The sequence below is a fragment of the Streptomyces sp. NPDC048171 genome (genome assembly GCF_043202655.1).
Taxonomy (GTDB): Bacteria; Actinomycetota; Actinomycetes; order Streptomycetales; family Streptomycetaceae; genus Streptomyces.
Genome location: NZ_JBIDAU010000001.1, coordinates 653,879 through 675,753, shown reverse-complemented (window position 1 = coordinate 675,753; position 21,875 = coordinate 653,879). Strand labels below are relative to the sequence as shown.

At 73.5% G+C, this 21,875-nt stretch carries 15 protein-coding genes and 3 tRNA genes; 14 read left to right on the top strand and 4 right to left on the bottom strand.

Translation table 11 applies throughout. From position 1 onward, the window contains the following. Positions 1 to 45 precede the first annotated feature (45 nt). The 7 genes from ACGF3J_RS02950 (at position 46) to ACGF3J_RS02920 (ending at position 11,729) form a co-directional block, all read left to right on the top strand. Positions 46 to 405, top strand: a complete 360-nt coding sequence (locus ACGF3J_RS02950) for a CU044_2847 family protein (RefSeq protein ID WP_161326686.1) — start codon at positions 46 to 48, stop codon at positions 403 to 405. After that, complete coding sequence (locus tag ACGF3J_RS02945) at positions 402 to 2,054, top strand: trypsin-like peptidase domain-containing protein (protein WP_161326683.1); 1,653 nt, start codon at positions 402 to 404, stop codon at positions 2,052 to 2,054. The genes ACGF3J_RS02950 and ACGF3J_RS02945 overlap by 4 nt, the downstream gene beginning before the upstream one ends. A 198-nt stretch (positions 2,055 to 2,252) precedes the next feature. After that, positions 2,253 to 3,278, top strand: coding sequence for a MoxR family ATPase (locus ACGF3J_RS02940; RefSeq protein ID WP_161326685.1), 1,026 nt, complete (start codon positions 2,253 to 2,255; stop codon positions 3,276 to 3,278). Beyond that, the gene (locus tag ACGF3J_RS02935; protein ID WP_393853421.1) at positions 3,278 to 8,242 is read left to right on the top strand and encodes an SAV_2336 N-terminal domain-related protein; all 4,965 of its coding nucleotides are present in this window, start codon (positions 3,278 to 3,280) and stop codon (positions 8,240 to 8,242) included. The genes ACGF3J_RS02940 and ACGF3J_RS02935 overlap by 1 nt, the downstream gene beginning before the upstream one ends. Before the next feature lie 149 nt (positions 8,243 to 8,391). Next, a complete protein-coding gene (locus tag ACGF3J_RS02930; RefSeq protein WP_161327219.1) occupies positions 8,392 to 9,441 on the top strand; it encodes a rod shape-determining protein in 1,050 nt (349 codons plus the stop codon). A 43-nt stretch (positions 9,442 to 9,484) separates the two neighbouring features. Further along, positions 9,485 to 10,921, top strand: coding sequence for a GAF domain-containing sensor histidine kinase (locus tag ACGF3J_RS02925; RefSeq protein WP_161327218.1), 1,437 nt, complete (start codon positions 9,485 to 9,487; stop codon positions 10,919 to 10,921). Positions 10,922 to 11,096: 175 nt separating this feature from the next. Continuing rightward, the gene (locus ACGF3J_RS02920; protein WP_161327217.1) at positions 11,097 to 11,729 is read left to right on the top strand and encodes an ANTAR domain-containing protein; all 633 of its coding nucleotides are present in this window, start codon (positions 11,097 to 11,099) and stop codon (positions 11,727 to 11,729) included. Between the two features lie 51 nt (positions 11,730 to 11,780). On the opposite strand, the gene ACGF3J_RS02915 is transcribed toward ACGF3J_RS02920, so the two are convergent. Continuing rightward, positions 11,781 to 12,623, bottom strand: a complete 843-nt coding sequence (locus ACGF3J_RS02915; protein ID WP_161327216.1) for an RNA polymerase sigma factor SigF — start codon at positions 12,621 to 12,623, stop codon at positions 11,781 to 11,783. A 231-nt stretch (positions 12,624 to 12,854) separates the two neighbouring features. On the opposite strand from ACGF3J_RS02915, the gene ACGF3J_RS02910 reads away from it, so the two are divergent. After that, entirely contained in the window at positions 12,855 to 13,433 is a 579-nt protein-coding gene (locus tag ACGF3J_RS02910; protein WP_237552365.1) for a DUF6328 family protein, read from the top strand. 209 nt (positions 13,434 to 13,642) lie between these two features. Here ACGF3J_RS02910 and ACGF3J_RS02905 read toward each other — a convergent pair. The 3 genes from ACGF3J_RS02905 to ACGF3J_RS02895 all read right to left on the bottom strand — a co-directional run bounded on the left by ACGF3J_RS02905 (position 13,643) and on the right by ACGF3J_RS02895 (position 14,056). After that, positions 13,643 to 13,716 (bottom strand) — tRNA-Ile (locus ACGF3J_RS02905). A gap of 189 nt (positions 13,717 to 13,905) precedes the next feature. Continuing rightward, positions 13,906 to 13,978, bottom strand: a tRNA-Asn gene (locus ACGF3J_RS02900). Between the two features lie 5 nt (positions 13,979 to 13,983). Continuing rightward, positions 13,984 to 14,056 (bottom strand) — tRNA-Asn (locus ACGF3J_RS02895). A gap of 149 nt (positions 14,057 to 14,205) precedes the next feature. Here ACGF3J_RS02895 and ACGF3J_RS02890 point away from each other — a divergent pair. The 6 genes from ACGF3J_RS02890 (at position 14,206) to ACGF3J_RS02865 (ending at position 21,872) form a co-directional block, all read left to right on the top strand. Beyond that, entirely contained in the window at positions 14,206 to 14,511 is a 306-nt protein-coding gene (locus tag ACGF3J_RS02890; RefSeq protein WP_161327215.1) for a YtxH domain-containing protein, read from the top strand. Positions 14,512 to 14,566: 55 nt separating this feature from the next. Beyond that, positions 14,567 to 16,021 (top strand): FGGY-family carbohydrate kinase, encoded by a 1,455-nt coding sequence (locus ACGF3J_RS02885; RefSeq protein ID WP_161327214.1) that lies wholly within the window; start codon positions 14,567 to 14,569, stop codon positions 16,019 to 16,021. 138 nt (positions 16,022 to 16,159) lie between these two features. Continuing rightward, a complete protein-coding gene (locus tag ACGF3J_RS02880; RefSeq protein WP_393853420.1) occupies positions 16,160 to 17,893 on the top strand; it encodes an ABC transporter ATP-binding protein in 1,734 nt (577 codons plus the stop codon). Then, positions 17,893 to 19,821 carry an ABC transporter ATP-binding protein gene (locus ACGF3J_RS02875; protein ID WP_161327212.1) on the top strand — a complete coding sequence of 643 codons (1,929 nt, stop codon included), beginning with the start codon at positions 17,893 to 17,895 and terminating at the stop codon, positions 19,819 to 19,821. Before ACGF3J_RS02880 ends, ACGF3J_RS02875 begins: the two co-directional genes overlap by 1 nt. Before the next feature lie 127 nt (positions 19,822 to 19,948). Further along, positions 19,949 to 21,454 (top strand): APC family permease, encoded by a 1,506-nt coding sequence (locus ACGF3J_RS02870; RefSeq protein WP_161327211.1) that lies wholly within the window; start codon positions 19,949 to 19,951, stop codon positions 21,452 to 21,454. Position 21,455: 1 nt separating this feature from the next. Continuing rightward, positions 21,456 to 21,872, top strand: coding sequence for a universal stress protein (locus ACGF3J_RS02865; protein ID WP_161327210.1), 417 nt, complete (start codon positions 21,456 to 21,458; stop codon positions 21,870 to 21,872). The last annotated feature ends 3 nt before the right edge of the window (positions 21,873 to 21,875 follow it).

The window sequence follows — 21,875 nt, the reverse complement described above, 5'->3', positions numbered from 1 at the left end:
GTGCTGCGCAGGGACACGTACGGCACACGGGGAGCGAGCGGCGGCATGGACGGGTTGGTCGAGTTCAAGACCGGGGACGGCGTGCGGGTGGTCGTCGAGGGCGTCGAGGACGAGGACGGCGCGCGGCTGGTCTCGCGCGGCGACGGACCCGCCCGGGCGGCCCGCACCTTCGAGGAGTCCCTGGAGGGCGTCCGGGCGGCGGCCGCGTCCGCGCTGCGGGTCTTCAGGGACGGCACGCTCAGACCCGACGCGGTGGAGCTGGAGTTCGGGGTCAAGCTGAGCGCGGAGGCGGGCGCGGTCATCGCGAAGGGCACGGCGGAAGGCCATCTGGTGGTGAAGCTGAGCTGGACTCCGGAGCCCGGCCCCGCGCGCCCCGAGGGCCCGGACGCCGCCGCACGGTCATGAGCGGTGCCGCGTGGCACGCCCGCGTCGAGTGCGGTCCCGAGGTCGGCGCCGGATTCCTGGTCTCCGCCCGCCGGTTGCTCACCTGTGCCCATGTCGTCAGGTGGGCCGACCGCGCACCCGTCACGGTGAGCTTCCCGGGCCGCCGGGACCTCGGCGGGCTGTCGGCCGCGGTGGCCGTGCACGGCGGCTGGCAGGGCGGCGCCGCCGACCCCGGCGACCTGGCCGTACTGGAACTGGACCGCGACGTGCCGCTCACCCCGGCCGCCTTCGCCCCGCCCCGCGCCGAACGGACCGCGCCCGCCCCCGAGCTGATCGCCTACGGCTTCCCCAAGGGGTACGACGAGGGCATGCTCGCCTCCTACCGCGCCCTGCCGGGACCGCTCATCTCGGGCGAGTGGGTCCAGTTGGAGGCGGTCACGGCGCACGGGCAGCCGCTGGCGGCCGGGTTCAGCGGGGCGGCGCTGGCCCTGGCCGACGGCACCGTCGTCGGCATGGTCACCGCGGTCGCCGGCGGCAAGGACGTACGCGTGGGCCGGATGCTGCCCGTCGAGGTCATGGCCCGCCACTGGCCCGACCTGGGCGAGCTGGTACCCACCCCGGGGCACCGTTCGGAGGCGCGCAGACGGCTGTACGCGCTGCTGCGCCGCGCCGAGGAGACCGGGCTGGACTGCGACCCGAAGCGGCTGTACATCTCCGCCACGGACGGCTTCGACCCGCCGCCCCCGGACGAGGGCTTCACCTCCCTGCGGGACGCCGCCGCCTACGTCCAGTGGGAGGTGCCGGAACCGGACCTGGTGACCCGCTTCGCCGACCGGCTGGAGGCACTGCTGCACGCACCGCCGTCCCGGCCCGCGGCCTGGTCGCCGATCGTCGTGGAGATCGACCACAGCGGCGCCGGCGCCGACCAGGTCACCGTCGAGGTGTCCGCCTACCGGGACGGCCGGCGCCACCCGGTGGGCTCGCGCCGGCTGGCCCGGAGTGCGGTGCGCGCCTTCGTCCAGGAGCACATCGACGAGGCGTGCACCCAGCTCGATCCGGGCGCCGACGAGCTGCTCACCTTCGTGCTGCCGCGCGAGTGGCTCAACGAACCGGTGGCGCACTGGGAGTGCGGCGAGGACGACTCCACGCCGCTCGGCTGCGCCTACCCGCTGGTCGTCACCGACCGGCACCGCCATCGCAGCGGACGCCTCCGCCACCAGCTGCGCAAGAAGTGGGGCAAGCTCGGGTCCAGTCAGGGCGTACCGCTGCGGCGCGTCGACTGCGGTACCCCGGAGCGGCCGGCCGGCCTGCGCAAGCGGCTGCGGGACGAGGCGGAGCTGGCCGGTTTCGGCACCCCGCCGTCGACGGCGCGGGAGCACTTCGAGGTGGGTCTCACCGTCCCCGTGCCCGTACTGCTGTGGCCGCGCCGGGGGTGCTCGGGCGACGGACACGACGATCCCTGTCCGGGGACGGCGTTCCTCGACGAGCTGGCGGAGTCGGTGGCGGACGTACCGCCGTCCCAACTCCCCCGCCTGGTCATGGAGCTGCGCGAGACGGCGGAGGCGGCCGACGACCCCGACGGTCACTGGGCGCGCGACGTCCAGCTCCTGTGGGACGACCCCCGCTGCTTCAGCGAGCCCGCGGCCCTGCTGCACTCACCCGTCGGCTGACGGGGCGACGCCACGATGAACCGCCCCCGACCGGACGAGCACCCGACGCCGCTGCGCCCGCCCGACGTGTCGACGCCCGCCCGCCGCACCGAGGACCGCCCACCCGCCGTACCCGACGACCAGGGCGCCCCCCACTCACCCGAACGGGCCGCCGGCCCACGACCACCCGCCACCCCGATCGCCCGGAGAGAAGAACCCATGCCCCTGTGGCCCGTCTACACCGGCGCCCCGGCCCCCCACGACGGCATCGCCGCGCTGCCCCCGCCGCCGCCCTGGCGGGCCTTCGCCGGCGGGCCGGTGCTCGACGCACCCGTCGAGGACGGCGACGACCCGGCCGCCTCGCCGGACCGCGCGCACCGTGCCGTGACGTACCAGGCCACGGAGCAGACGGTGCAACTGGTCAACGCGGCGCTGTACCTGCGGCGCCCGCTGCTGGTCACCGGCCCGCCAGGCACCGGCAAGTCGTCCCTCGCCTACGCGGTCGCCCGTGAGCTGCGGCTCGGCCCGGTCCTGCGGTGGAACATCACCAGCCGCAGCACGCTGCACGACGGCCTCTACACGTACGACCCGCTCTCCCGGCTGTACGCGGCGCGCCACGCCACGCCGGGCCCCGACGCCCCGGTGGCGGCCACGGGCATCGAGGACCACCTGCGCCTGGGCCCGCTCGGCACCGCCCTGCTCCCCTACGCCCGCCCCCGCGCCCTGCTGATCGACGAGATCGACAAGAGCGACCTCGATCTGCCCAACGACCTGCTGCACGTCCTGGAGGAGGGCCAGTACGAGATCCCCGAACTGGTGCGGGCCTCGCGGGACGCCCCGGACGGACGGGCCGAGGTGCTGATCGACGGCACCGACCGGCGGGTGCCGGTGGAGCGTGGCCGGGTCCGCTGCAAGGAGTTCCCCTTCGTCGTCCTCACCAGCAACGGCGAGCGCGAGTTCCCGCCCGCCTTCCTGCGCCGCTGCGTCTCGCTGCGCCTGCGGCAGCCGGACGACGACCACCTCGCCGAGATCGTCCGCGCCCACCTGGGCGAGCCCGACGGGTACGCGCAGCAGCTCATCCACCGGTTCCTGTCCCGGGTGGGCGGCGGTGAACTGGCCACGGACCAGCTGCTCAACGCCATCTACCTGGCCCGTTCCTCCGGTCTCGGCGCCGACTCCCTGGACGAGCTGGCCGAGCAGCTGATGCCCTACCTGGGCAGGTCCCCGCAGCCCGACGCCTTCTGATGCCGGCCGACCGCCCCGGCTCACCGGAGCCCCTGCCCCGCCTGGCCGACCTCCTCGGCCGGGTCTCCTCGGGTGTCCGCCCGACCCCGCTGGAGCTGGCGGAACTGCTCTGGCTGGCCCGGCACATGGACCCGGCGCCCGCCGGGCCGGCGGACGACGCAGCGACCGGCCCGGCGGCCGGGGAGCCCGTACCGCCCGTTCCCGCGCCGAGGCCGGAAACGAGCGGCCCGCGGAGCGGGCCGGGACGGAAGCCCGCCGGTGATCCGCCCGAGGCGCGGCCCGACACCCCCGACGCCTCCCGCGCCCCGCTGCGCCTGCCCTCCCCCGCCCCCGCGCCGGGAACGTCGGCGGCCGAACCGCACAGCGCCCTGCTCGCGCCCGCCCCGCCGATGCTGCGCCACACGCTGGCGCTGCAGCGTTCGCTGCGCCCACTGAAGCGCCGTACCGACGCGCCCGTGGGCCACGAGGTGGACGAGGCCGCGACCGCCGACCGCATCGCCCGGCTGGGCGGCGGGCCCGACGGATGGCTGCCGGTGCTGCGCCCGGTGCGGGAGCGCTGGCTGCGGCTGAACCTGGTGCACGACGCGGGCCCGACGATGCCCGTCTGGCAGCCGCTGGTACGCGAACTGCACGCCACGCTCGCCCAGTCGGGCGTCTTCCGCACGGTCGTCCTGCACCGCGCGGAGGCCGACGGCACCGTCCGCGGCGAGGGAGCCGAGGCCCCCTCCGACGGCCGCACGGTCACCCTGCTGATCAGCGACTGCATGGGACCGCAGTGGCGGGAGGGCCCGGCGGGCACCCGCTGGTTCGAGACACTGCGCCGCTGGGCGCACCGCACCCCGCTGGCCGTTCTCCAGCCGCTTCCCGAGCAGTTGTGGCGGGACACCGCCCTGCCGCCGGTTCCGGGCCGGCTGTCGGCCCCGCACCGGGCCGCGCCCAGCTCCTCGCTCGCCTTCACCCCGTACGACGACGCCGCGCCCCCGGCCCCCGGCGGCACCGTGCACCTCCCCGTGCTGGAACCGGGGCCCCAGTGGCTGGCGAACTGGGCCCTGCTGGTCGCGAGTCCGGGCGGCACCCGCCACCCGGGCGCGGCCGCCGTGCTGCACCGCCCGCTGCCCGCCGACGCCGACGACCGCGCCGACGTCACGCGCCTGTCCGCCGAGGAACTGGTGCTGCGCTTTCGCGCGACCGCGTCCCCCCAGGCCTTCCGGCTGGCCGGGCACCTCGCGCTCGGGCGGCCGGACCTGCCGGTGATGCGGCTGGTGCAGGCGGCGGTCGAGCCGGAACCCCGGCCCCAGCACCTGGCCGAGATCATCCTCAGCGGCATGCTCACCACGGTCGCCGGGCCGCCCGGTTCGTACGCCTTCCGCCCCGGCGTACGCGACCTCCTGCTGCGCGGGCTGCCCCGCACCGCACGCAGCCGCACCCACGAACTGCTGCTGCGCACCGGCGGTCTGATCGACGAGCGGGCGGGGCGGTCGCCGGGCGAGTTCCGCGCGCTGCTCCCCTCCCGGGACGGCACCGAACGGGCCGACGGCGGCGAGACGTTCGCCGCGATCAGCCAGGAGAGCGCCCGGCAGCTGGCCGCACCGGTGCGGTCCGAGGGCCCCTCGCCCTTCCCGCCCGCGCTGGGCGCCCGCTACCGGCCGGCCCGGCGGCTCGCGCCGACCGGGAGGATGTGGCTGGCGGAGGACACCGAGACGAACCGGACGGTGGCGGTCCGGCTGCACGACCCGGACCGCGACCCCGCCTCGCGCCGCGCGTTCCTGCGGGACGCGCGCCGCCTGACGGAGATCGCCCACCCGAACCTGGTGACCGTCCTCGACGCCGGCATCGAGGACGACGTTCCCTACGTCGTCATGGAGCACCTGGACGGTGTCGCCCTGCACACGCTGGCCCGGTCGAGCGGCCGACGGCTGCCCGCGCCCCTGGTGGTGTCGGTCGGCGCGCAGCTGGCGCGCGCTCTCACCGCCCTGCACCGGGCGGGCGTCACGCACGGCGGCCTGGAGGCGTCCCGGGTGGTCCTGCTGCCGGACGGCACGGCCCGGCTCAGCCTCTTCGAACCGGGCAGGTCCTCGGGGCCGTCCGGACGCTCCGAGGACCTCCGGGCCCTGTGCGACATCCTGTTGCTGCTCACTTCGGGCACCGCACGGCTGACCGTCCCGATCGACTCCCGCCACCTGGACCGGCTGCCCGCCGCCCTGCGCATCCACTACGCGCACGCCTTCGACCAGTTGATGTCGGCCTCGTCGGCGACGCAGGCCCAGGGCGTGGACCTGCTCACGGACCCCCGGTCACTCGCCCGGGCCCGCGAGGCGTACGAGCCGCGCCGCTACCGCGCCCTGGGCGCACTGGGCGTCACCTCGCCGGACGGGTCCCCGGCCCTCGGTCCGGGGGTGCGCGCGCTGCTCGCCATGCTGCTGCTCAAGCACGGCCGCACGGTGACGCACGAGGAGCTGCGGTGGGGGCTGTGGGACCCGGGCGAGGAACCGCGCAACCCGCGGGGCGACGTGAACGGGCTGGCGACGCGACTGGCCCAGGCCCTCGGCCCGGGTGCCCTGGTGACGTCCGCCCACGGCCTCGCCCTGCACACCAGCGCCGACGACGTGGACCTGGTGCGCTGCGACGAGTTGGTGCGGCAGGCCGACGCGGCCCGGCTGGAGGGGGCGCCCACCGAGGCCCGCGCCCTGATCACCGAGGCGTTGTCGCTCTGGCACGGCGACGAGTCCCTCGCGCACGTGCCCGGCCCCGCCGCCCGTACCGCCCGCGCCCGGCTGCTGCGGCTCCGCCTCGCCCTGCACACCAAGCGCGCCGAACTCGACCTGGCCCTCGGCGACTACGACCGGGCCTCGGCCGAACTGTCCCGCCTGCTCGACGCCCACCCGCACCGGGAGGACTTCCGCCGCCTCTACCTGATCGCGCTGCGCCGCCAGGGCCGGGGCGCGGAGGCCCTGGAGGCGTACGAGGAGTACGAGCTGTCCGGCGGCCGGAGTCCGGCCCTGGCGGCGCTGGGCCGCGAACTGCGCGAGGAGTACGCCGAGCCGGTGGACGACGCTCCGTGGTCGGAGTTCGAGGGCACCTCGTCGGACCGGGACGACGGGCCGCACCGGGCGCTGTCCGCACCGGACGAACTGCCGGAGGGCCCGTTTCCCACGGAGGACGACGCCTGGGAGCCGCGGCTGGAGGAGGCGGCGGAGTCCGCGGAGGAGCCCGAGGAGCCGGAGCGGCCGGAGGAACCCGAGGAGTCCGCGGAGCCCGGCCCGCCCTTCGAGGCGGACGAACACGCGCGGGACGACTTCGACACCGACTTCCGCGACTGCGCCCGCTTCTCGTTCACCGACGGCCCGCCGGTCCGGGAGGAGGCCCGCGCGGGGCTGCGCACCGTGGTCACGAACCTGCTGGCGGACAGCGGACTCGACGACACCGCGTACGAACGCGTGGACGACGGGGAGGGCCTGCTCGTCCTGGTGCGGCCACGGGTGGAGGCCACCCCGCTGCTGCGGGCGGCCGTGGACGGCCTGTCCGGCCAGTTGGCGCACGTCGGCGGCGAGAGGCTGCTCGTCGAGTTCTGGCAGGTGGAGTTCCGGCTGGACGGAACCGAGGAGCAGTCCTTCCGCGCCGACGCCGGGTCGGTCGGCGCGCTCCTGGACGCGTCCGACGCGCAGGCGCTCGTCGTCCTCTCCGACTCCCTCTACCACGACGAGGTGTACGAGGCACCGTTCGACGGCCCCGCCCTCGCTCCGGACCTGTTCCGGCCGCTGGACGACGACACCGGCTGGTACCGCCCGGTGGAGGGTCCCGGGGGCCCGAGGGTGGAGGCGTCGGGCGGCCGGGCCGTGAGCGGCCCGTACCCCATGCCGCCCGGTGGCAGTCTGCCCGTCCCCCCGCGCGACGGTTCCGTGGCCTTCGTCCTGCGGCTGCCCGACGGCACGCTCGCCCTCCCGGACTCCGACGCGTACCGGTCGGCGTCTTCGGCCCGCCGAGCTGCCGGGCAGTACTTCGAGGTCGAGCTGACGCAACGCCCCGTCGGCACGGGCGTGGCCACCGTCGAGGTGAAGTGGCAGGTCGAGGACCCGGTCGAGGCGGTCCGCAACCGGGCGACCGACCTGCGCGAGGTGGTCGCCGAGCTGGTCGGCCAGTTCTTCGCCGCGCTGCGGGAGGGCAGAGAGTTCGCTCTCACGGGTACCGAGGCGCCCGGCTACCGGCTCGTCTGGACCTTCCGGCCGGCCGGCCGCAGCGGCACCCCGCACGGCAGGGCGCCACGCTCGCCCGGGGACCTGATCGCGGACGCGGACTGCGTCCTCCTCGGCTTCGACGACGTACTGGCCCGGCTGTACCGGCCGGCCGCCGAGCGGGAGGTGCTGCTGGACATCGCCCGGCTCTTCGTCGAGGAGCGCGATCCCGAGCATGCGCTGGCCGGCGTACCGCTCCCCCGGGTCGCGTCGGACGGGTACGCCGGCACGCTCGACTTCGTCCGGGCCCTGGCCGGGCACCGGCTCGCCCCCGCCGTACGGCTCCGCCTCGACCGGCACGAGGCGCGGGCGGCCCGCACCGCACGGCCGGTGCCCCTGGCCGACCGGCTGGTCCAGGCGCTGGACGCCCGGCGGGTGCGCACCGCCGTGGTCACCGACCGGGCCCCCGCGCCGGTCACCGACCACCTGCGGCGACGCGGCCTGCTGGGCGCCTTCGCCGGGGACGTGCACGGCAGGGGCACCGACCTCACCCGTCTGATGCCCGACCCGGACGTCCTCCTGCGGGCCCTGGAGCGGCTCGACACGACCGTCGACAGGTGCGTGTTGATCGGTTCGTCCGTCGCCGAGCAGTCCGCCGCCCGTGCGCTCGGCCTGCCGTTCATCGGACACTGCGACCGCGAACGGGTCCGGCGGGACCTGAGCGCGGCGGACGACGACGCGCTCCTCGTACCGGACCTGCGTCCGCTGCTGACGGCGGCCGAGAACGGCTGACCGGCGGCGTCCGGCTCCGCCGGAGACCGCCCGTTCGGCGGCCCCCCGCCCGGCCCCCTCCAACGGGCGGCCGCCCCCGCTCCCGCGCACGATGCCAGCAAGGCCGCCCACCGGGCTGCCGCACGGTCGCGCTCTCGGGAGGATCCGCCATGACCGCCAGTACCGCCAGTCTGGAGCAGCTGCGCCGCTGCCATTTCGCCGTCGACCTGGGCGCGGCACGGACCCGCGTGTACGTGAAGGGTGCCGGGCTCGTCGTCGACCAGCCCTCCGCCGCCGCGGTCAACACGCGCACCGGCGCGCTCATCGCGGTCGGCGAGTTCGCGGAGAAGATGACCGGCCGCACCCCCGGCTACATCCGGGTCGTGCGGCCCGTGTCCGGCGGCACGGTCGTCGACATCGAGATGGCCCAGCGCATGCTGCGGCACCTGCTCGGCGACAAGATCCGCCGCGCCCTGCGCCGCAAGCCCCGGCTGCGCGCGGCCGCCTGCACCCCGCACGACGCGGATCCGCTGGCGCAGCGGGCGGCGATCGAGACGCTGGTCGGACTCGGCGCGCGTCGCGTGGAGCTGGTCGACACGCTGATCGCCGCGGCCGTGGGGTGCGGGCTGCCCGTGGAGCAGCCCGAGGCGACCATGATCATGGTGTGCGGGGCGCACGCCACCCAGGTCGCGGTGCTCTCCCTCGGCTCGATCGTGACCGCCGCCCGCATCCCGGTCGGCGGCGAGGCCGTGGACCACGCGATCGTGCAGCTCCTGCGCCACCAGCACGAGCTGGTGCTGCCCAGCCAGTCCGTACGTCCGCTGCAACTGACCCTGTCCGGCAACGGGCTGACCCCGCAGGGTCCGGCGTCCACCGAGATCCACGGCCGGGACGTGGCGACCGGCCTCGCGCGCTCGGTGCAGGTCGACACCGCGTCGGTGCGCAACGCCATCCAGACGCCGCTGACGGCCGTGCTAGACGGGATCGGACGGGTGCTGCGGGACTGCCCGCCGGACCTGGTCGCGGACCTCGCCGACCGGGGGATCATGATGGTCGGCGGCAGCGCGCTGCTGCCGGGCTTCGACCAGATGCTGCGTCAGGCCACGGGCATGCCGGTGCACATCGCGGAGCGGCCCGACGTGTGCGCGGTCCAGGGGCTCGGCAGCATGCTGGAGGGCCGGGTGGAGCCGATCTCGCTCCAGCCGGCCGCGTCCGACTGACCCGCCGCCGAGGGAGCCGAGCACGCCGAGGAACCCGGACGGTATGAGCGCGCGGCCCGCGCCCCGGCTGACCCGCCTCCTCGACGCCGTCCTGGAGGTCGGCACCGACCTCGACCTGCGCGGCATCCTCCAGCACCTCGTGGACGGCGCCGCCGAACTGACCGGCGCCGACCGCGCGGCCCTGGTGATGCTCGACCCGGGCCGGGACGGTCTGGCCGAGATCCGCACCCCGGGCCCGGAACCCGTGGCGGCGACCGCGCCCCGGCTGCGGGTGCCGGTCCACGTGCACGACGAGGAGTTCGGCGAGCTGCGGCTGGCCGGCCCGCCGGGCACCGGACCCTTCACGGCCGAGGACGAGCAACTGGTGCGGGTGCTGGCGACCCAGGCCGGCATCTCGATCGGCAACGCCCGGCTGTACGAGACGGCACGGCAGCGCGAGCGCTGGATCGAGGGCGCGGCGGCCGTCACCACGGCGCTGCTCACCGAGGAGGGCGCCGACGACGCGCTGACGACGGTCGCCGAGCGGGCCCGGCTGCTCGCCGACGCCTCCGCGGGGGTCATCCTCCACCCGACCGCCGAGGGCGGCATGGAGATCGTGACCGCGTCGACGCCGGACGACCCGGGCGGCATCGTCGGCGCCACCATCGCGCCCGGCAGCCCCGTCCTGGAGCAACTGCTCGGCGGCGAGCCGGTCTTCCTCACCGACTCGGCGACCGATCCGCGGATGACGACACGCGTACGGCACCGGTTCGGGCCGAGCATGATGCTGCCGCTGCAGGCGAACGGCCGGCTGATCGGCACTCTCGCCCTGCCCCGCAGGCGCGGCGAACGCCAGTACACGGACCTGGAGCGGCGGCTCGCCACCCAGTTCGCCTCGCAGGCCGCGCTCGCCCTGGTACTGGCCGACGCACGGCGCGGGCGGGAACGGCTGGCGGTCTTCGAGGACCGCGACCGCATCGCGCGGGACCTGCACGACCTGGTGGTGCAGCGGCTGTTCGCCACCGGGATGATGCTGGAGTCGACGCAGCGCCGGGGTGGCGCGGACGACGTGCGGGACATCCTCGTGCGGGCGGTGGACGACCTGCGGTCCACGGTCCAGGAGGTCCGTACGGCGATCTTCGCGCTCCAGCAGCCGCCGGCCGATCCGCCGGCGGGGCTGCGCGGACGGGTCCTGCGCGAGACCGCGTCCGCCGCCGCCCGGCTCGGCTTCGCCCCGTCCACCCACTTCAGGGGCGCCGTCGACACCCGCGTACCCGAGCGGGTGGCCGGAGACCTGCTCACCGCCCTGCGCCGCGCCCTGACCGACGCGACGGCCCGCGCGGGCGTCTCCCGGGTCGAGGTCACCGTGGACGCGACCGGCGCGGCGGCGGACGGGGGCCGGGACGGCGTACGGCTGACGGTCTTCGACGACGGCGAGCGCGAGGAGGGCGCCGGGCGCCCGGCGGACGGCACGACGGTGACCTGGTGGTCGCCGCTGTGACCGCGTGGCCCCGGGGCGCGCCGGCACTGCCTTTACCCTCTCTTCGGCCGCTCATTCCCCGGCGTCGGGTGTAGTCGGCCGTACGGCGGGCAGGCGCCAGGTCGAAGGGACCGAGCGACGTCGCGAGCGTCCGCCAGGGCTGTCGGGGACCGACATGGACGGGCAAGGCGGTGACATGACCTCAACGGCACCGCCGCGTCTGGCGGGACAGCCGGCCTTCCTGGTCATCGACGGCAGGGTGACCGCCGGGCGGGCGCTGCTCGTCGCGCGCGGCCGGCTGGTCCACGGGTGCACGGACATCCTGGCCGAGGCCCTGGCCGCGCTGCCGGCCGACGTCTCCCGGCTCGACCTGGACATGGGCGACGTGGAGTTCATGGACCCGGGCGGGCTGCGCTTCCTCGACCTGCTGGGCGGCTACAGCCACCGGGAGGCGGTGCCGGCGACCACGGCGAACTGGCGGGGCCAGCCGCTACGGGTCCTGGAACTGGCCGGCCTGGACACCACCGACCCCCTGCGCACCACCACCGCCGCCGAACGGCTGCACGTCCTGGAGGAGGAGGTCGACCAGCTGCGCCGGGCGATCGCCTCCCGTCCGGTCATCGACCAGGCGCGGGGCGTCCTGATGGCCCTGCACGCCTGTACCTCGGACGAGGCCTGGGACATCCTCCGGGAGGCCTCCCAGCTCTCCAACACCAAGCTGCGCGACGTCGCCGCCGCGGTCACGGCGGGCACCGAGAACGACGGCCCGCCGCCACCCCCGGCGGTCCGCGCGGCCCTGCGCACGGCCCTGACCCGGCTCGGCCGCTGACACCGGCCGCCCGCTCGGCGAGCTGCTCCTCCGCCCGGGCCGGCCCCGGGATCAGTTCTCGGTGAGCATGCCCTCGCGCAGCCGCGCCAGCAGGCGCGAGATGAGACGGGAGACGTGCATCTGGGACACACCCAGGCGCTCGCCGATCTCCTTCTGCGTCAGCTCGTCGACGAACCGCCAGTGGATGATCTGCCGGTCGCGTTCGTCCAGCTCGGAGATCATCGGCGCGAGCGCGTGGAAGTCCTCGACCAGGCTGAGCGCGCTGTCATCGGCGCCGATGAAGTCCGCGAGCGCGGACTCGCCGTCCTCGCTGCCGTTGATGGCCGCGTCCAGGGACGACGAGTTGTAGCCGTTGGACGCCAGACGCGCCTCCACGACCTCGTCCTCCGGGAGGCTCATCAGCTCGGACAGTTCCTTGGTGGTGGGGGTTCGGCCCAGCCGGCTGCTCAGCTCCTCGGTGGCCCGGGCCAGTTGCATGCGCGCTTCCTGCAGGCGCCGGGGCACGTGCACGGCCCATGACGTGTCCCGGAAGAACCGCTTCATCTCACCGACGATGTACGGCACCGAGAAGGAGGTGAACTCGACCTCGCGGGTCAGCTCGAACCGGTCGATGGCCTTGATCAGACCGATCATGCCGACCTGGACGATGTCCTCCGTCTCCTCCGGCCCGCGGCTGCGGAAGCGGGCAGCCGCGAAACGGACGAGGGACATGTTCATCTCGATCAGCGTGTTACGTGCGTACTGGTACTCGGGCGTGCCCTCCTCCAGCTTCGCGAGCCGGTCGAAGAAGAGCCGTGACAACTCCCGTGCGTCCTTGGGCGCCACCTTCGACGGGTCGGCGATCACCGGCAGTCCGGTGGAGCACTCAACAGTCTCTACGGTCGTCGTTGTCACGTCTTCCCTCCCGATGAACCGCCCCTGTGGCCGTCGGCTCGCGCCGACGCACCTGCGTTTGCCCTGTTCGTCGCCCCGCATGCCTCCGCCCTCCGGATTCGCCGGCGGCGTCACGCATGCGCCGGTGCGGAGGACGAGACGGCCGCCGGGGCGTACGCGTGCGGTGGTCCGGCGTGACGTGAAATCGCCGGTGGGGCGGGCAGACGGGGATCCTCTGACGAGGAGGATGCCATGACCATGACCGACCAGTCGCCGTCTGACGCGCCGCAGCCCGGCTGTCCCTCCTGCCACGGGCCGGGACATCACACAGCCGCGCAACGGCAGGAGCCGGAACGAGAACGCCTGAACCGCAGATGGAACGAGATCCTGCAGGAGACGCGGGTCGCGCAGACCGGTGTGCAGATCCTCTTCGGATTCCTGCTCAGCGTGGCCTTCACACCGTACTTCCAGAAGCTGGAGACCTTCGATCACGTGGTGTACGTGATCACCGTGATACTCGGGGCCTCCGGTACCGGGGCACTGATCGCGCCGGTGTCCATACACCGGCTCCTGTCCGGGCAGCGCATGAAGGACCACATCGTCGAGGTCGCGGGCCGGCTGATGGTCTGCGGACTGGTGCTTCTCGCCTTGACGATCGGCGGCACGCTGCTGCTCCTCCTCCACGTCGTCGTGCCGGGTCTGCTCGCCGAACTGCTGGTCGGCGGCGTCATGTTGTGGTTCGCCCTGTGCTGGTACGTCCTGCCTGTCTGGCTTCGCCGCCGCTCCGCCCGCGACGATCCGGCCCGCGGACCCGACCGCGTCGGCGCGTAGCCGACGGCGGCCCGCTCGGAACGCCGCCGCGCAGGAGCGGCAGGCCGGGGCCGGCGGGTGGTGCGGGAGACTCCGTCCGGGCGACCTTCCGGCGCGGCATGACCGCTCCGCGCCCCCTCCGCGGAAGAATCGGCCGCGGACCCGGTAGCCGCGTCCGACGGCGAACGCGCCGACGCAGGCCAGAACGATTTTGCCCGAGAGGGCAGGAGTGGGGCGGGTGGGACTCGAACCCACGGCCGACGGATTATGAGTCCGCTGCTCTAACCGGCTGAGCTACCGCCCCAAAGCGGCGTGTCGCGTACAGGTGTGCGCGCCGTCTGCCGCAGCATAGCCGCTCATACGATCTCCTGCCTCGGATGGTCGGCTGCCGCGACGCCTTCATGACCTTGAGGACTCCGCGGCGTGCCGCGTGGTTCCCGGGACATGGAAGGAGACATGAAAAAGGACCCCTGAGGGGCCCTCGTTCACCGTGCTCCCCCGACTGGACTCGAACCAGTAACCTGCCGGTTAACAGCCGGCTGCTCTGCCAATTGAGCTACGGAGGACCGAGCTCCCCGGACTGGACTCGAACCAGTAACCTGCCGGTTAACAGCCGGCTGCTCTGCCAATTGAGCTACCGAGGAAAGTCTCGTGTCGCATCGAACGCGTCGACCTGGGTATTCGCCAGGGGGCGCGCGCTCGCTGCGACACATACATTAGCGCAAGCAGGGGGGTGCTCCGCCAATCGGTACTCTCCGGCACCACGGAGCCAGCGAAGAGAAGGGTGGCAGCCATGCGTTACCGGCTCACGTTCGTCGTCGGACTGGCGGCGGGATACGTGCTCGGCACGAAGGCCGGGCGGGAGCGTTACGAGCAGATGCGGAAGTCCGCGCGGCAGGTCGCGCAGAACCCGGCGGTGCGCAACACCGCCGAGTCGGCGGCCCAGCAGGGCAGGCACTTCGCGGACAAGGCGTACCACGTGGTGAGCGACAAGGTGGGTGACCGGATGCCCGACTCGGTGGCCCAGCGGGTCCGCTCCCTGCGGGAACGCGGCACGAACGGCACCGGCCCGGACGACTGGGGCACCAGCAACACCTGAGACGCAAGCCCCCACCGGGTACGGCCACGCTTCCCGGTGCGGCAGAATTTCGGGCATGGGGATAGTCGCCGGGTTGGACAGTTCGCCCGATTTCACTCGTATCGTCGTCTGCGATTCGGACACGGGCGCCGTACTGCGCCAGGGCTACGCGCCGCACCCGCTGGAGAGCCCCGAGGGCGGGGGCCGGCCCGCAGACGTCGATCCGCAGGCCTGGCTGCTGTCCCTCGGGGAGGCGGCCGGCGGCGGACTGCTGGAAGGCGTGCAGGCCATCGGCGTGTCGGCGCAGGCCAACTCCGTGGTGCCGCTGGACGCGCAGGGCAACACCGTGCGCCCGGCCATGGTGGGCGGCGACAAGCGTGCCCAGGTGGCCGCGGCCGATCTGATCGACGGGCTCGGCGGCCGTGAGGCGTGGGCGCAGGCCGTGGGGTCGGTGCCGCAGGCCGCGCAGCCGGTGACGAAGCTGCGCTGGCTGGCGCGGAACGAGCCGGAGGCCGCCGCGCGCACCGCCGTCCTGCTCCAGGCACACGACTGGCTGGTGTGGCAGCTGCTCGGACGGCCGGTCCGGCGGACCACCGACCGGGGCGGGGCCTCCGGGACCGGCTACTGGTCGGCGGCGACCGGCGGTTACCGGCCCGACCTGGTCGAGCTGGCGCTCGGCCACCAGGTGATGCTGCCGGAGGTGATCGGCCCGGCCGAGGCCGCCGGCACGACACCGGAGGGGCTGCTGATCTCCGCCGGTACCGGCGAGACCCAGGCCGCCGCCTTCGGGCTCGGGATCGGGCTGGGCGACGCGGTGGTGTCGCTGGGCGCGTCCGGGTCCGTGATGGCCGTGCACACCGAGCCGCTCGTCGACCAGTCCGGGATGATCACCGCCCTCGCCGACGCCACCGGCATGCACCTGCCGGTCGTCACCACCCTGAACGCCGTACGGACGCTGCGCGGCGCCGCCGAGCTGCTCGGCGTGCCGGACCTGGAGAGCCTGTCCGAGCTGGCGATGAAGTCGACGCCCGGCGCGCACGGGCTGGTGCTGCTCCCCTACCTGGAGGGTGAGCGGACGCCGAACCTGCCGCACACCGCCGGCACCCTCGCCGGCCTCAGGCGCGAGTCGATGCGGCCGGAGCACCTGGCGCGGGCCGCGTTCGAGGGGATGCTGTGCGGTCTCGGCGACGCCCTCGACGTGCTGCGCGGCCGGGGCGTGGACGTGCGCCGGGTCTTCCTGCTGGGCGCGGCGGCCGAGCTGCCGGCCGTGCAGGCGGCGGCCCCCGCGCTGTTCGGGACGCAGGTCGTCGTGCCGCAGCCCGCGGACTACGCGGCGATCGGCTCGGCCCGGCAGGCGGCCTGGGCGCTGGGCGCGTCCCAGGGCACGCTGGACCCGCGCACCCCGCCCGTCTGGCAGGGTGCGGTGGCCCAGGTGCTGGAGCCGGGCGAGGAGCTGGCGGTGGGCCAGGCCGTGCGGCAGCAGTTCGTCTCGGTGCGCGAGCAGACCCACCCGGGGGCGCTGCGTACCTGACGCGGGACGCGGTGGCGCTCGTAGGCCGGAATTTGCCGCGCTCTTGGGTTAATCGGTTGAGGTAACGCAGGTCGAGTGTCCGACGATAGGGGCCAGGGGCAACCACCTGCCTCCGTCGCCGACCCCGAGAGACTCAGCGTGCTCATACGACTATTGCGGACCCATCTCAGGCCCTACAGAAAATCCATCGCCCTGCTGGTGGCGCTGCAGTTCCTGCAGACCTGCGCGTCGCTGTACCTGCCGACCCTGAACGCGGACATCATCGACAACGGTGTCGTGCAGGGGGACTCGGGCTACATCCTGGGCTACGGCGCCCTGATGATCGGCATCTCCCTGGCCCAGGTGGTGTGCAACATCGGCGCCGTCTACTACGGCGCGCGCACGGCCGCCGCACTCGGCCGGGACGTGCGCGGTGCGGTCTTCGACCGGGTGCAGTCCTTCTCGGCGCGCGAGCTGGGCGGCTTCGGCGCGCCCTCGCTGATCACCCGGACGACCAACGACGTGCAGCAGGTCCAGATGCTGGCCCTGATGACGTTCACGCTGATGGTGTCGGCGCCCATCATGTGCGTCGGCGGCATCGTGATGGCGCTCGGTCTGGACGTGCCGCTGTCCGGGGTGCTGGTCGCGGTCGTGCCGGTGCTGGCGGTCTGCGTCACGCTGATCGTGCGGCGGCTGCGTCCGCTGTTCCGGGCGATGCAGGTGCGGCTGGACACGGTCAACCGGGTGCTGCGCGAGCAGATCACCGGCAACCGCGTGATCCGCGCCTTCGTGCGGGACGAGTACGAGCAGCAGCGCTTCCGGAAGGCCAACACCGACCTGACCGAAGTGGCGCTGGGCACCGGCAACCTGCTCGCCCTGATGTTCCCGGTGGTGATGACGGTGGTGAACCTGTCGTCGATCGCCGTGGTGTGGTTCGGCGCCCACCGGATCGACAGCGGCGGGATGCAGATCGGCGACCTGACCGCGTTCCTCGCCTATCTGATGCAGATCGTCATGTCCGTGATGATGGCCACCTTCATGTTCATGATGGTGCCGCGCGCGGAGGTGTGCGCCGAGCGCATCCAGGAGGTCCTGGACACCGAGAGCAGCGTGGTGCCGCCGGTGGCGCCGGTCACCGAGCTGCGCCGGCACGGGCATCTGGAGATCCGCGGGGCGGGCTTCCGCTATCCGGGGGCCGAGGAGCCGGTGCTCAGGCACATCGAGCTGACGGCGAGGCCGGGCGAGACGACCGCCGTCATCGGCTCGACCGGCAGCGGCAAGTCGACCCTGCTCGGGCTGGTCCCCCGGCTCTTCGACGCCACCGACGGGGAGGTGCTGGTCGACGGGGTGGACGTTCGGACCGTCGATCCGAAGGTGCTGGCCAGGATCGTGGGTCTGGTGCCGCAGAAGCCGTACCTCTTCGCGGGCACCGTGGCGACCAATCTGCGCTACGGGAATCCGGACGCCACGGACGAGGAGCTGTGGCACGCCCTGGAGGTGGCGCAGGCCAGGGAGTTCGTCTCCGAGCTGGAGGGCGGTCTCGACGCGCCGGTCGCGCAGGGCGGCACCAATGTGTCGGGCGGTCAGCGGCAGCGGCTCGCCATCGCCCGGACGCTGGTCCAGCGTCCGGAGATCTACCTCTTCGACGACTCCTTCTCCGCGCTCGACTACGCCACCGACGCGGCGCTGCGGGCCGAGCTGGGCCGGGAGACGGCCGAGGCGACCGTGGTGATCGTCGCCCAGCGGGTGGCCACCATCCGGGACGCGGACCGGATCGTGGTGCTGGACGAGGGCCGGGTGGTCGGCGTGGGCCGGCACCACGAGCTGATGGCGGACAACGAGACCTACCGGGAGATCGTGCTCTCCCAGCTGACGGAAGCGGAGGCCGCCTGATGGCCGGGCCAGCGGGTCGCATGATGGCCGGGGGCGGCCCCGACCAGCGTTCGATGGACTTCAAGGGGTCGGGCAAGCGGCTCGTCGCCCGGTTCCGGCCGGAGCGGGCGACCCTGTTCACCCTGGTGGGCTGCATCGTCCTCAGCGTCGGCCTGAGCGTGGTCGGGCCGAAGATCCTCGGCCGGGCCACCGACCTGGTCTTCGCGGGCATCGTCGGGCGGGACATGCCGTCCGGGGCCACGAAGGAGCAGGTCCTGCAGTCCATGCGGGAGCGCGGGGACGGCCAGGTCGCCGACATGCTCCGCAGCACGGACTTCACCCCGGGCCGGGGCATCGACTTCGACGCGGTGGGCCGGGTGCTGCTGGTGGCGCTGGCCGTGTTCGCGGTGGCCGGGCTGCTGATGGCGGTGGCCACCCGGCTGGTGAACCGGGCGGTCAACCGCACCATGTTCCGGCTGCGCGAGGACGTGCAGACGAAGCTGTCGCGGCTGCCGCTGTCGTACTTCGACAAGCGGCAGCGCGGCGAGGTGCTGAGCCGCGCGACCAACGACATCGACAACATCGGGCAGACGCTCCAGCAGTCGATGGGCCAGCTGATCAACTCGCTGCTCACGATCATCGGCGTGCTGGCGATGATGTTCTACGTCTCCTGGATCCTCGCGCTGGTCGCGCTGGTGACCGTGCCGCTGTCGTTCGTGGTGGCCACCCGGGTGGGCAAGCGGTCGCAGCCGCAGTTCGTGCGGCAGTGGCGTACGACGGGGCAGCTCAACGCCCACATCGAGGAGATGTACACCGGGCACGCGCTCGTCAAGGTGTTCGGGCGGCAGGAGGAGTCGGCGAAGCAGTTCGCCGAGCAGAACGACGAGCTGTACGAGGCCGGGTTCAGGGCGCAGTTCAACAGCGGCGTCATGCAGCCGCTGATGATGTTCGTGTCCAACCTGAACTACGTGCTGGTCGCGGTGGTCGGCGGTCTGCGGGTGGCGTCGGGTTCGCTGTCCATCGGTGACGTGCAGGCCTTCATCCAGTACTCCCGGCAGTTCTCCATGCCGCTGACGCAGGTGGCGTCGATGGCGAACCTGGTGCAGTCGGGTGTGGCCTCGGCGGAGCGGGTCTTCGAACTGCTGGACGCCGAGGAGCAGTCGGCGGACCCGATCCCGGGCACCCGGCCCGAGGACCTGCGCGGGCGGGTCGCCCTGGAACACGTGTCCTTCCGGTACGACCCGGAGAAGCCGCTGATCGAGGACCTGTCGCTGAAGGTGGAGCCGGGTCACACCGTCGCCATCGTCGGACCGACGGGGGCCGGCAAGACGACCCTGGTCAACCTGCTGATGCGCTTCTACGAGGTGTCCGGCGGCCGGATCACGCTGGACGGCGTGGACATCGCGAAGATGTCCCGGGACGAGCTGCGGGCCGCGATCGGCATGGTGCTCCAGGACACCTGGCTGTTCGGCGGCACCATCGCCGAGAACATCGCGTACGGGGCGTCGCGGAAGGTCACGCGCGGGGAGATCGAGGAGGCGGCGCGGGCCGCGCACGCCGACCGGTTCGTGCGGACGCTGCCCGACGGCTACGACACGGTGATCGACGACGAGGGCTCCGGGGTGAGCGCCGGTGAGAAGCAGCTCATCACCATCGCGCGGGCGTTCCTGTCCGACCCGGTGATCCTGGTCCTCGACGAGGCGACGTCCTCCGTGGACACCCGTACCGAGGTGCTGATCCAGAAGGGGATGGCCAAGCTGGCGCACGGGCGGACCTCGTTCGTGATCGCGCACCGGCTGTCGACGATCCGGGACGCGGACACGATCCTGGTGATGGAGAACGGGTCGATCGTCGAGCAGGGCACACACACGGTGCTGCTCGCGGCGGGCGGGGCGTACGCACGGCTGTACCGGGCGCAGTTCGCGCAGGCGGTGGCCGAGGTGGAGTAGCCCGTCCGGCCCCCTCGGCGCTCCTTGGGCGTCGTCCGGATGAGATCTGCCCTCAACCGCCTCATATTGGTAGAGGGCAGGACAATTCCCTTGTCCGGCCGACGCCCGCAGACCGGAGCGAGGGGCCATGGCCACCACCACCGAGGGAACCGAGGGAGACGCCGGACGACCGCCCGGCCTGAAGGCCAACGCGATCGGCTTCGTCGACGCGCTGGTCATCGGACTCAACGCGACCTCGCCGGCGTATTCGCTGGCGGCGGTCATCGGCCCGGTCGTCGCGCTGGTCGGGATCTACGCGCCCGGCGTGATGTTCGCGTCCTTCGTGCCGATGCTGCTGATCGCCTCCGCGTTCTACTACCTCAACAAGGTGGACCAGGACTGCGGGACGACCTTCTCGTGGGTCACCCGGGCCATGGGTCCGTGGTCCGGGTGGCTCGGCGGCTGGGCCATCGCCATGACCGGCGTGCTGGTCGTCGGCTCGCTCGCGGACGTCGCCGTCACCTTCGGACTGCTGACCGTTGGGCTGGACAGCTGGGCCGAGAACGAGTTCGTGCGGCAGTTGCTGACCGTGCTGCTCATCCTGGTGATGACCGGGGTGTGCGTGATCGGCACCGAGCTGTCGGCGCGGGTGCAGAACGTGCTGATCCTGGCGCAGGTCGCCTGTCTGCTCGCCTTCGCGGTGGTCGCGCTGTACCGGGTCTACGCCGGCACCGGCACCCTCGACTCGGTCAAACCCGCGGCCGACTGGATGAACCCCTTCGGTTCGGGCGGCGCGTCCCTGACGGCGGCACTCCTGCTGGGGGTGTTCATCTACTGGGGCTGGGAGTCGGCGGTCAACCTCACCGAGGAGATCAGGGACTCCGCGTCCGCGCCCGGCCGGGCGGCCGTCTGGTCGACGGTCGTGCTGCTGGTGACGTACGTGGCGGTCGGCTTCGCGGTGGTGGCGTACGCCGGGCCGCTGTTCCTGTCCGAGAACGCGGGCGAGGAGGAGTTCGTCTTCGCCCTGCTGGCCGGGGAGGCCATGGGCGGCTGGGACTGGGTGGTACTGCTCGCGGTGTCCACGTCCGCGCTGGCCTCGACCCAGACGACGATCATCCCCGCCTCGCGCACGGCGCTGTCCATGGCCCGCCGCCAGGCGCTGCCCGCCACGTTCGGCCGCATCCACCCGCGCTACCGGACACCCGACGTGAGCACCTGGTGGGTGGCCGGGATCGCCATCGTCTGGTACCTCGTGGTCCGGCAGATCAGCGAGAACGCCCTCTTCGACTCGCTCACCGCGCTGTCGCTGCTGATCGCGTTCTACTACGCCCTGACGGGCATCGCCTGCGCGGTGTACTACCGGCGCCGGCTCACCGAGAGCCTGCGCAACCTGGTGCTGATCGGGGTGGGGCCGCTGATCGGGGCGGGGCTGCTGATCTGGCTGCTGGTGGAGTCCGTGATCGACATGGCCGACCCCGCCAACTCCTACAGCGGCGTGTCCTGGCTGGGGCTCGGTCCCCCGCTGGTCATCGGCATCGGCATCGCCCTGGTCGGGGTGGTCGTGATGCTCGTGTGGCGGTTCGTGTCACCGGCCTTCTGGTCGGAGCGGCCCGGTGTGGCGGGCCCGGAGCCCCTGACGGACAAGGAGAGCTGAGATGTCGGTCGTCCTCGGGTACGACGAGTCGGCCGGCGCGGTGCGCGCGCTGCGGGTCGCGGTGGAGGTGTCGGCCGCGTTCGGCGAGCCACTGGTGCTCGTCTACGGTGCCGCGGCCCCCGGGGCCATGGGTGAGGAGTACGGCTCCCACCACGACGCGCTGGTGGAGAAGGGGCGGACGGCGCTGAGCCATGCCGTGGAGGCGGCCGACGAGGCGGGGGTGCCGACCACGGTCGAGATCATCGACGAGAAGCCCGCCCAGGCCCTGCTCACGGCGGCCGCCCGGCACGCGGCGCGGGTGATCGTGGTGGGCAGCTGGGGCGAGAGCCCGATGCGCGGGGCCCTGCTGGGCTCCACCCCGCACAAGCTGCTGCACCTGTCGACGGTGCCGGTGCTGTGCGTGCCGACGGAGGAGTGAGGG

Coding starts and splice junctions, on each gene's coding strand:
- ACGF3J_RS02865 (WP_161327210.1), top strand. CDS start 21,456: ATGTCGGTCGTCCTCGGGTACGACGAGTCGGCCGGCGCGGTGCGCGCG.
- ACGF3J_RS02935 (WP_393853421.1), top strand. CDS start 3,278: ATGCCGGCCGACCGCCCCGGCTCACCGGAGCCCCTGCCCCGCCTGGCC.
- ACGF3J_RS02920 (WP_161327217.1), top strand. CDS start 11,097: ATGACCTCAACGGCACCGCCGCGTCTGGCGGGACAGCCGGCCTTCCTG.
- ACGF3J_RS02940 (WP_161326685.1), top strand. CDS start 2,253: ATGCCCCTGTGGCCCGTCTACACCGGCGCCCCGGCCCCCCACGACGGC.
- ACGF3J_RS02930 (WP_161327219.1), top strand. CDS start 8,392: ATGACCGCCAGTACCGCCAGTCTGGAGCAGCTGCGCCGCTGCCATTTC.
- ACGF3J_RS02870 (WP_161327211.1), top strand. CDS start 19,949: ATGGCCACCACCACCGAGGGAACCGAGGGAGACGCCGGACGACCGCCC.
- ACGF3J_RS02945 (WP_161326683.1), top strand. CDS start 402: ATGAGCGGTGCCGCGTGGCACGCCCGCGTCGAGTGCGGTCCCGAGGTC.
- ACGF3J_RS02925 (WP_161327218.1), top strand. CDS start 9,485: ATGAGCGCGCGGCCCGCGCCCCGGCTGACCCGCCTCCTCGACGCCGTC.
- ACGF3J_RS02950 (WP_161326686.1), top strand. CDS start 46: ATGGACGGGTTGGTCGAGTTCAAGACCGGGGACGGCGTGCGGGTGGTC.
- ACGF3J_RS02890 (WP_161327215.1), top strand. CDS start 14,206: ATGCGTTACCGGCTCACGTTCGTCGTCGGACTGGCGGCGGGATACGTG.
- ACGF3J_RS02875 (WP_161327212.1), top strand. CDS start 17,893: ATGGCCGGGCCAGCGGGTCGCATGATGGCCGGGGGCGGCCCCGACCAG.
- ACGF3J_RS02885 (WP_161327214.1), top strand. CDS start 14,567: ATGGGGATAGTCGCCGGGTTGGACAGTTCGCCCGATTTCACTCGTATC.
- ACGF3J_RS02910 (WP_237552365.1), top strand. CDS start 12,855: ATGACCATGACCGACCAGTCGCCGTCTGACGCGCCGCAGCCCGGCTGT.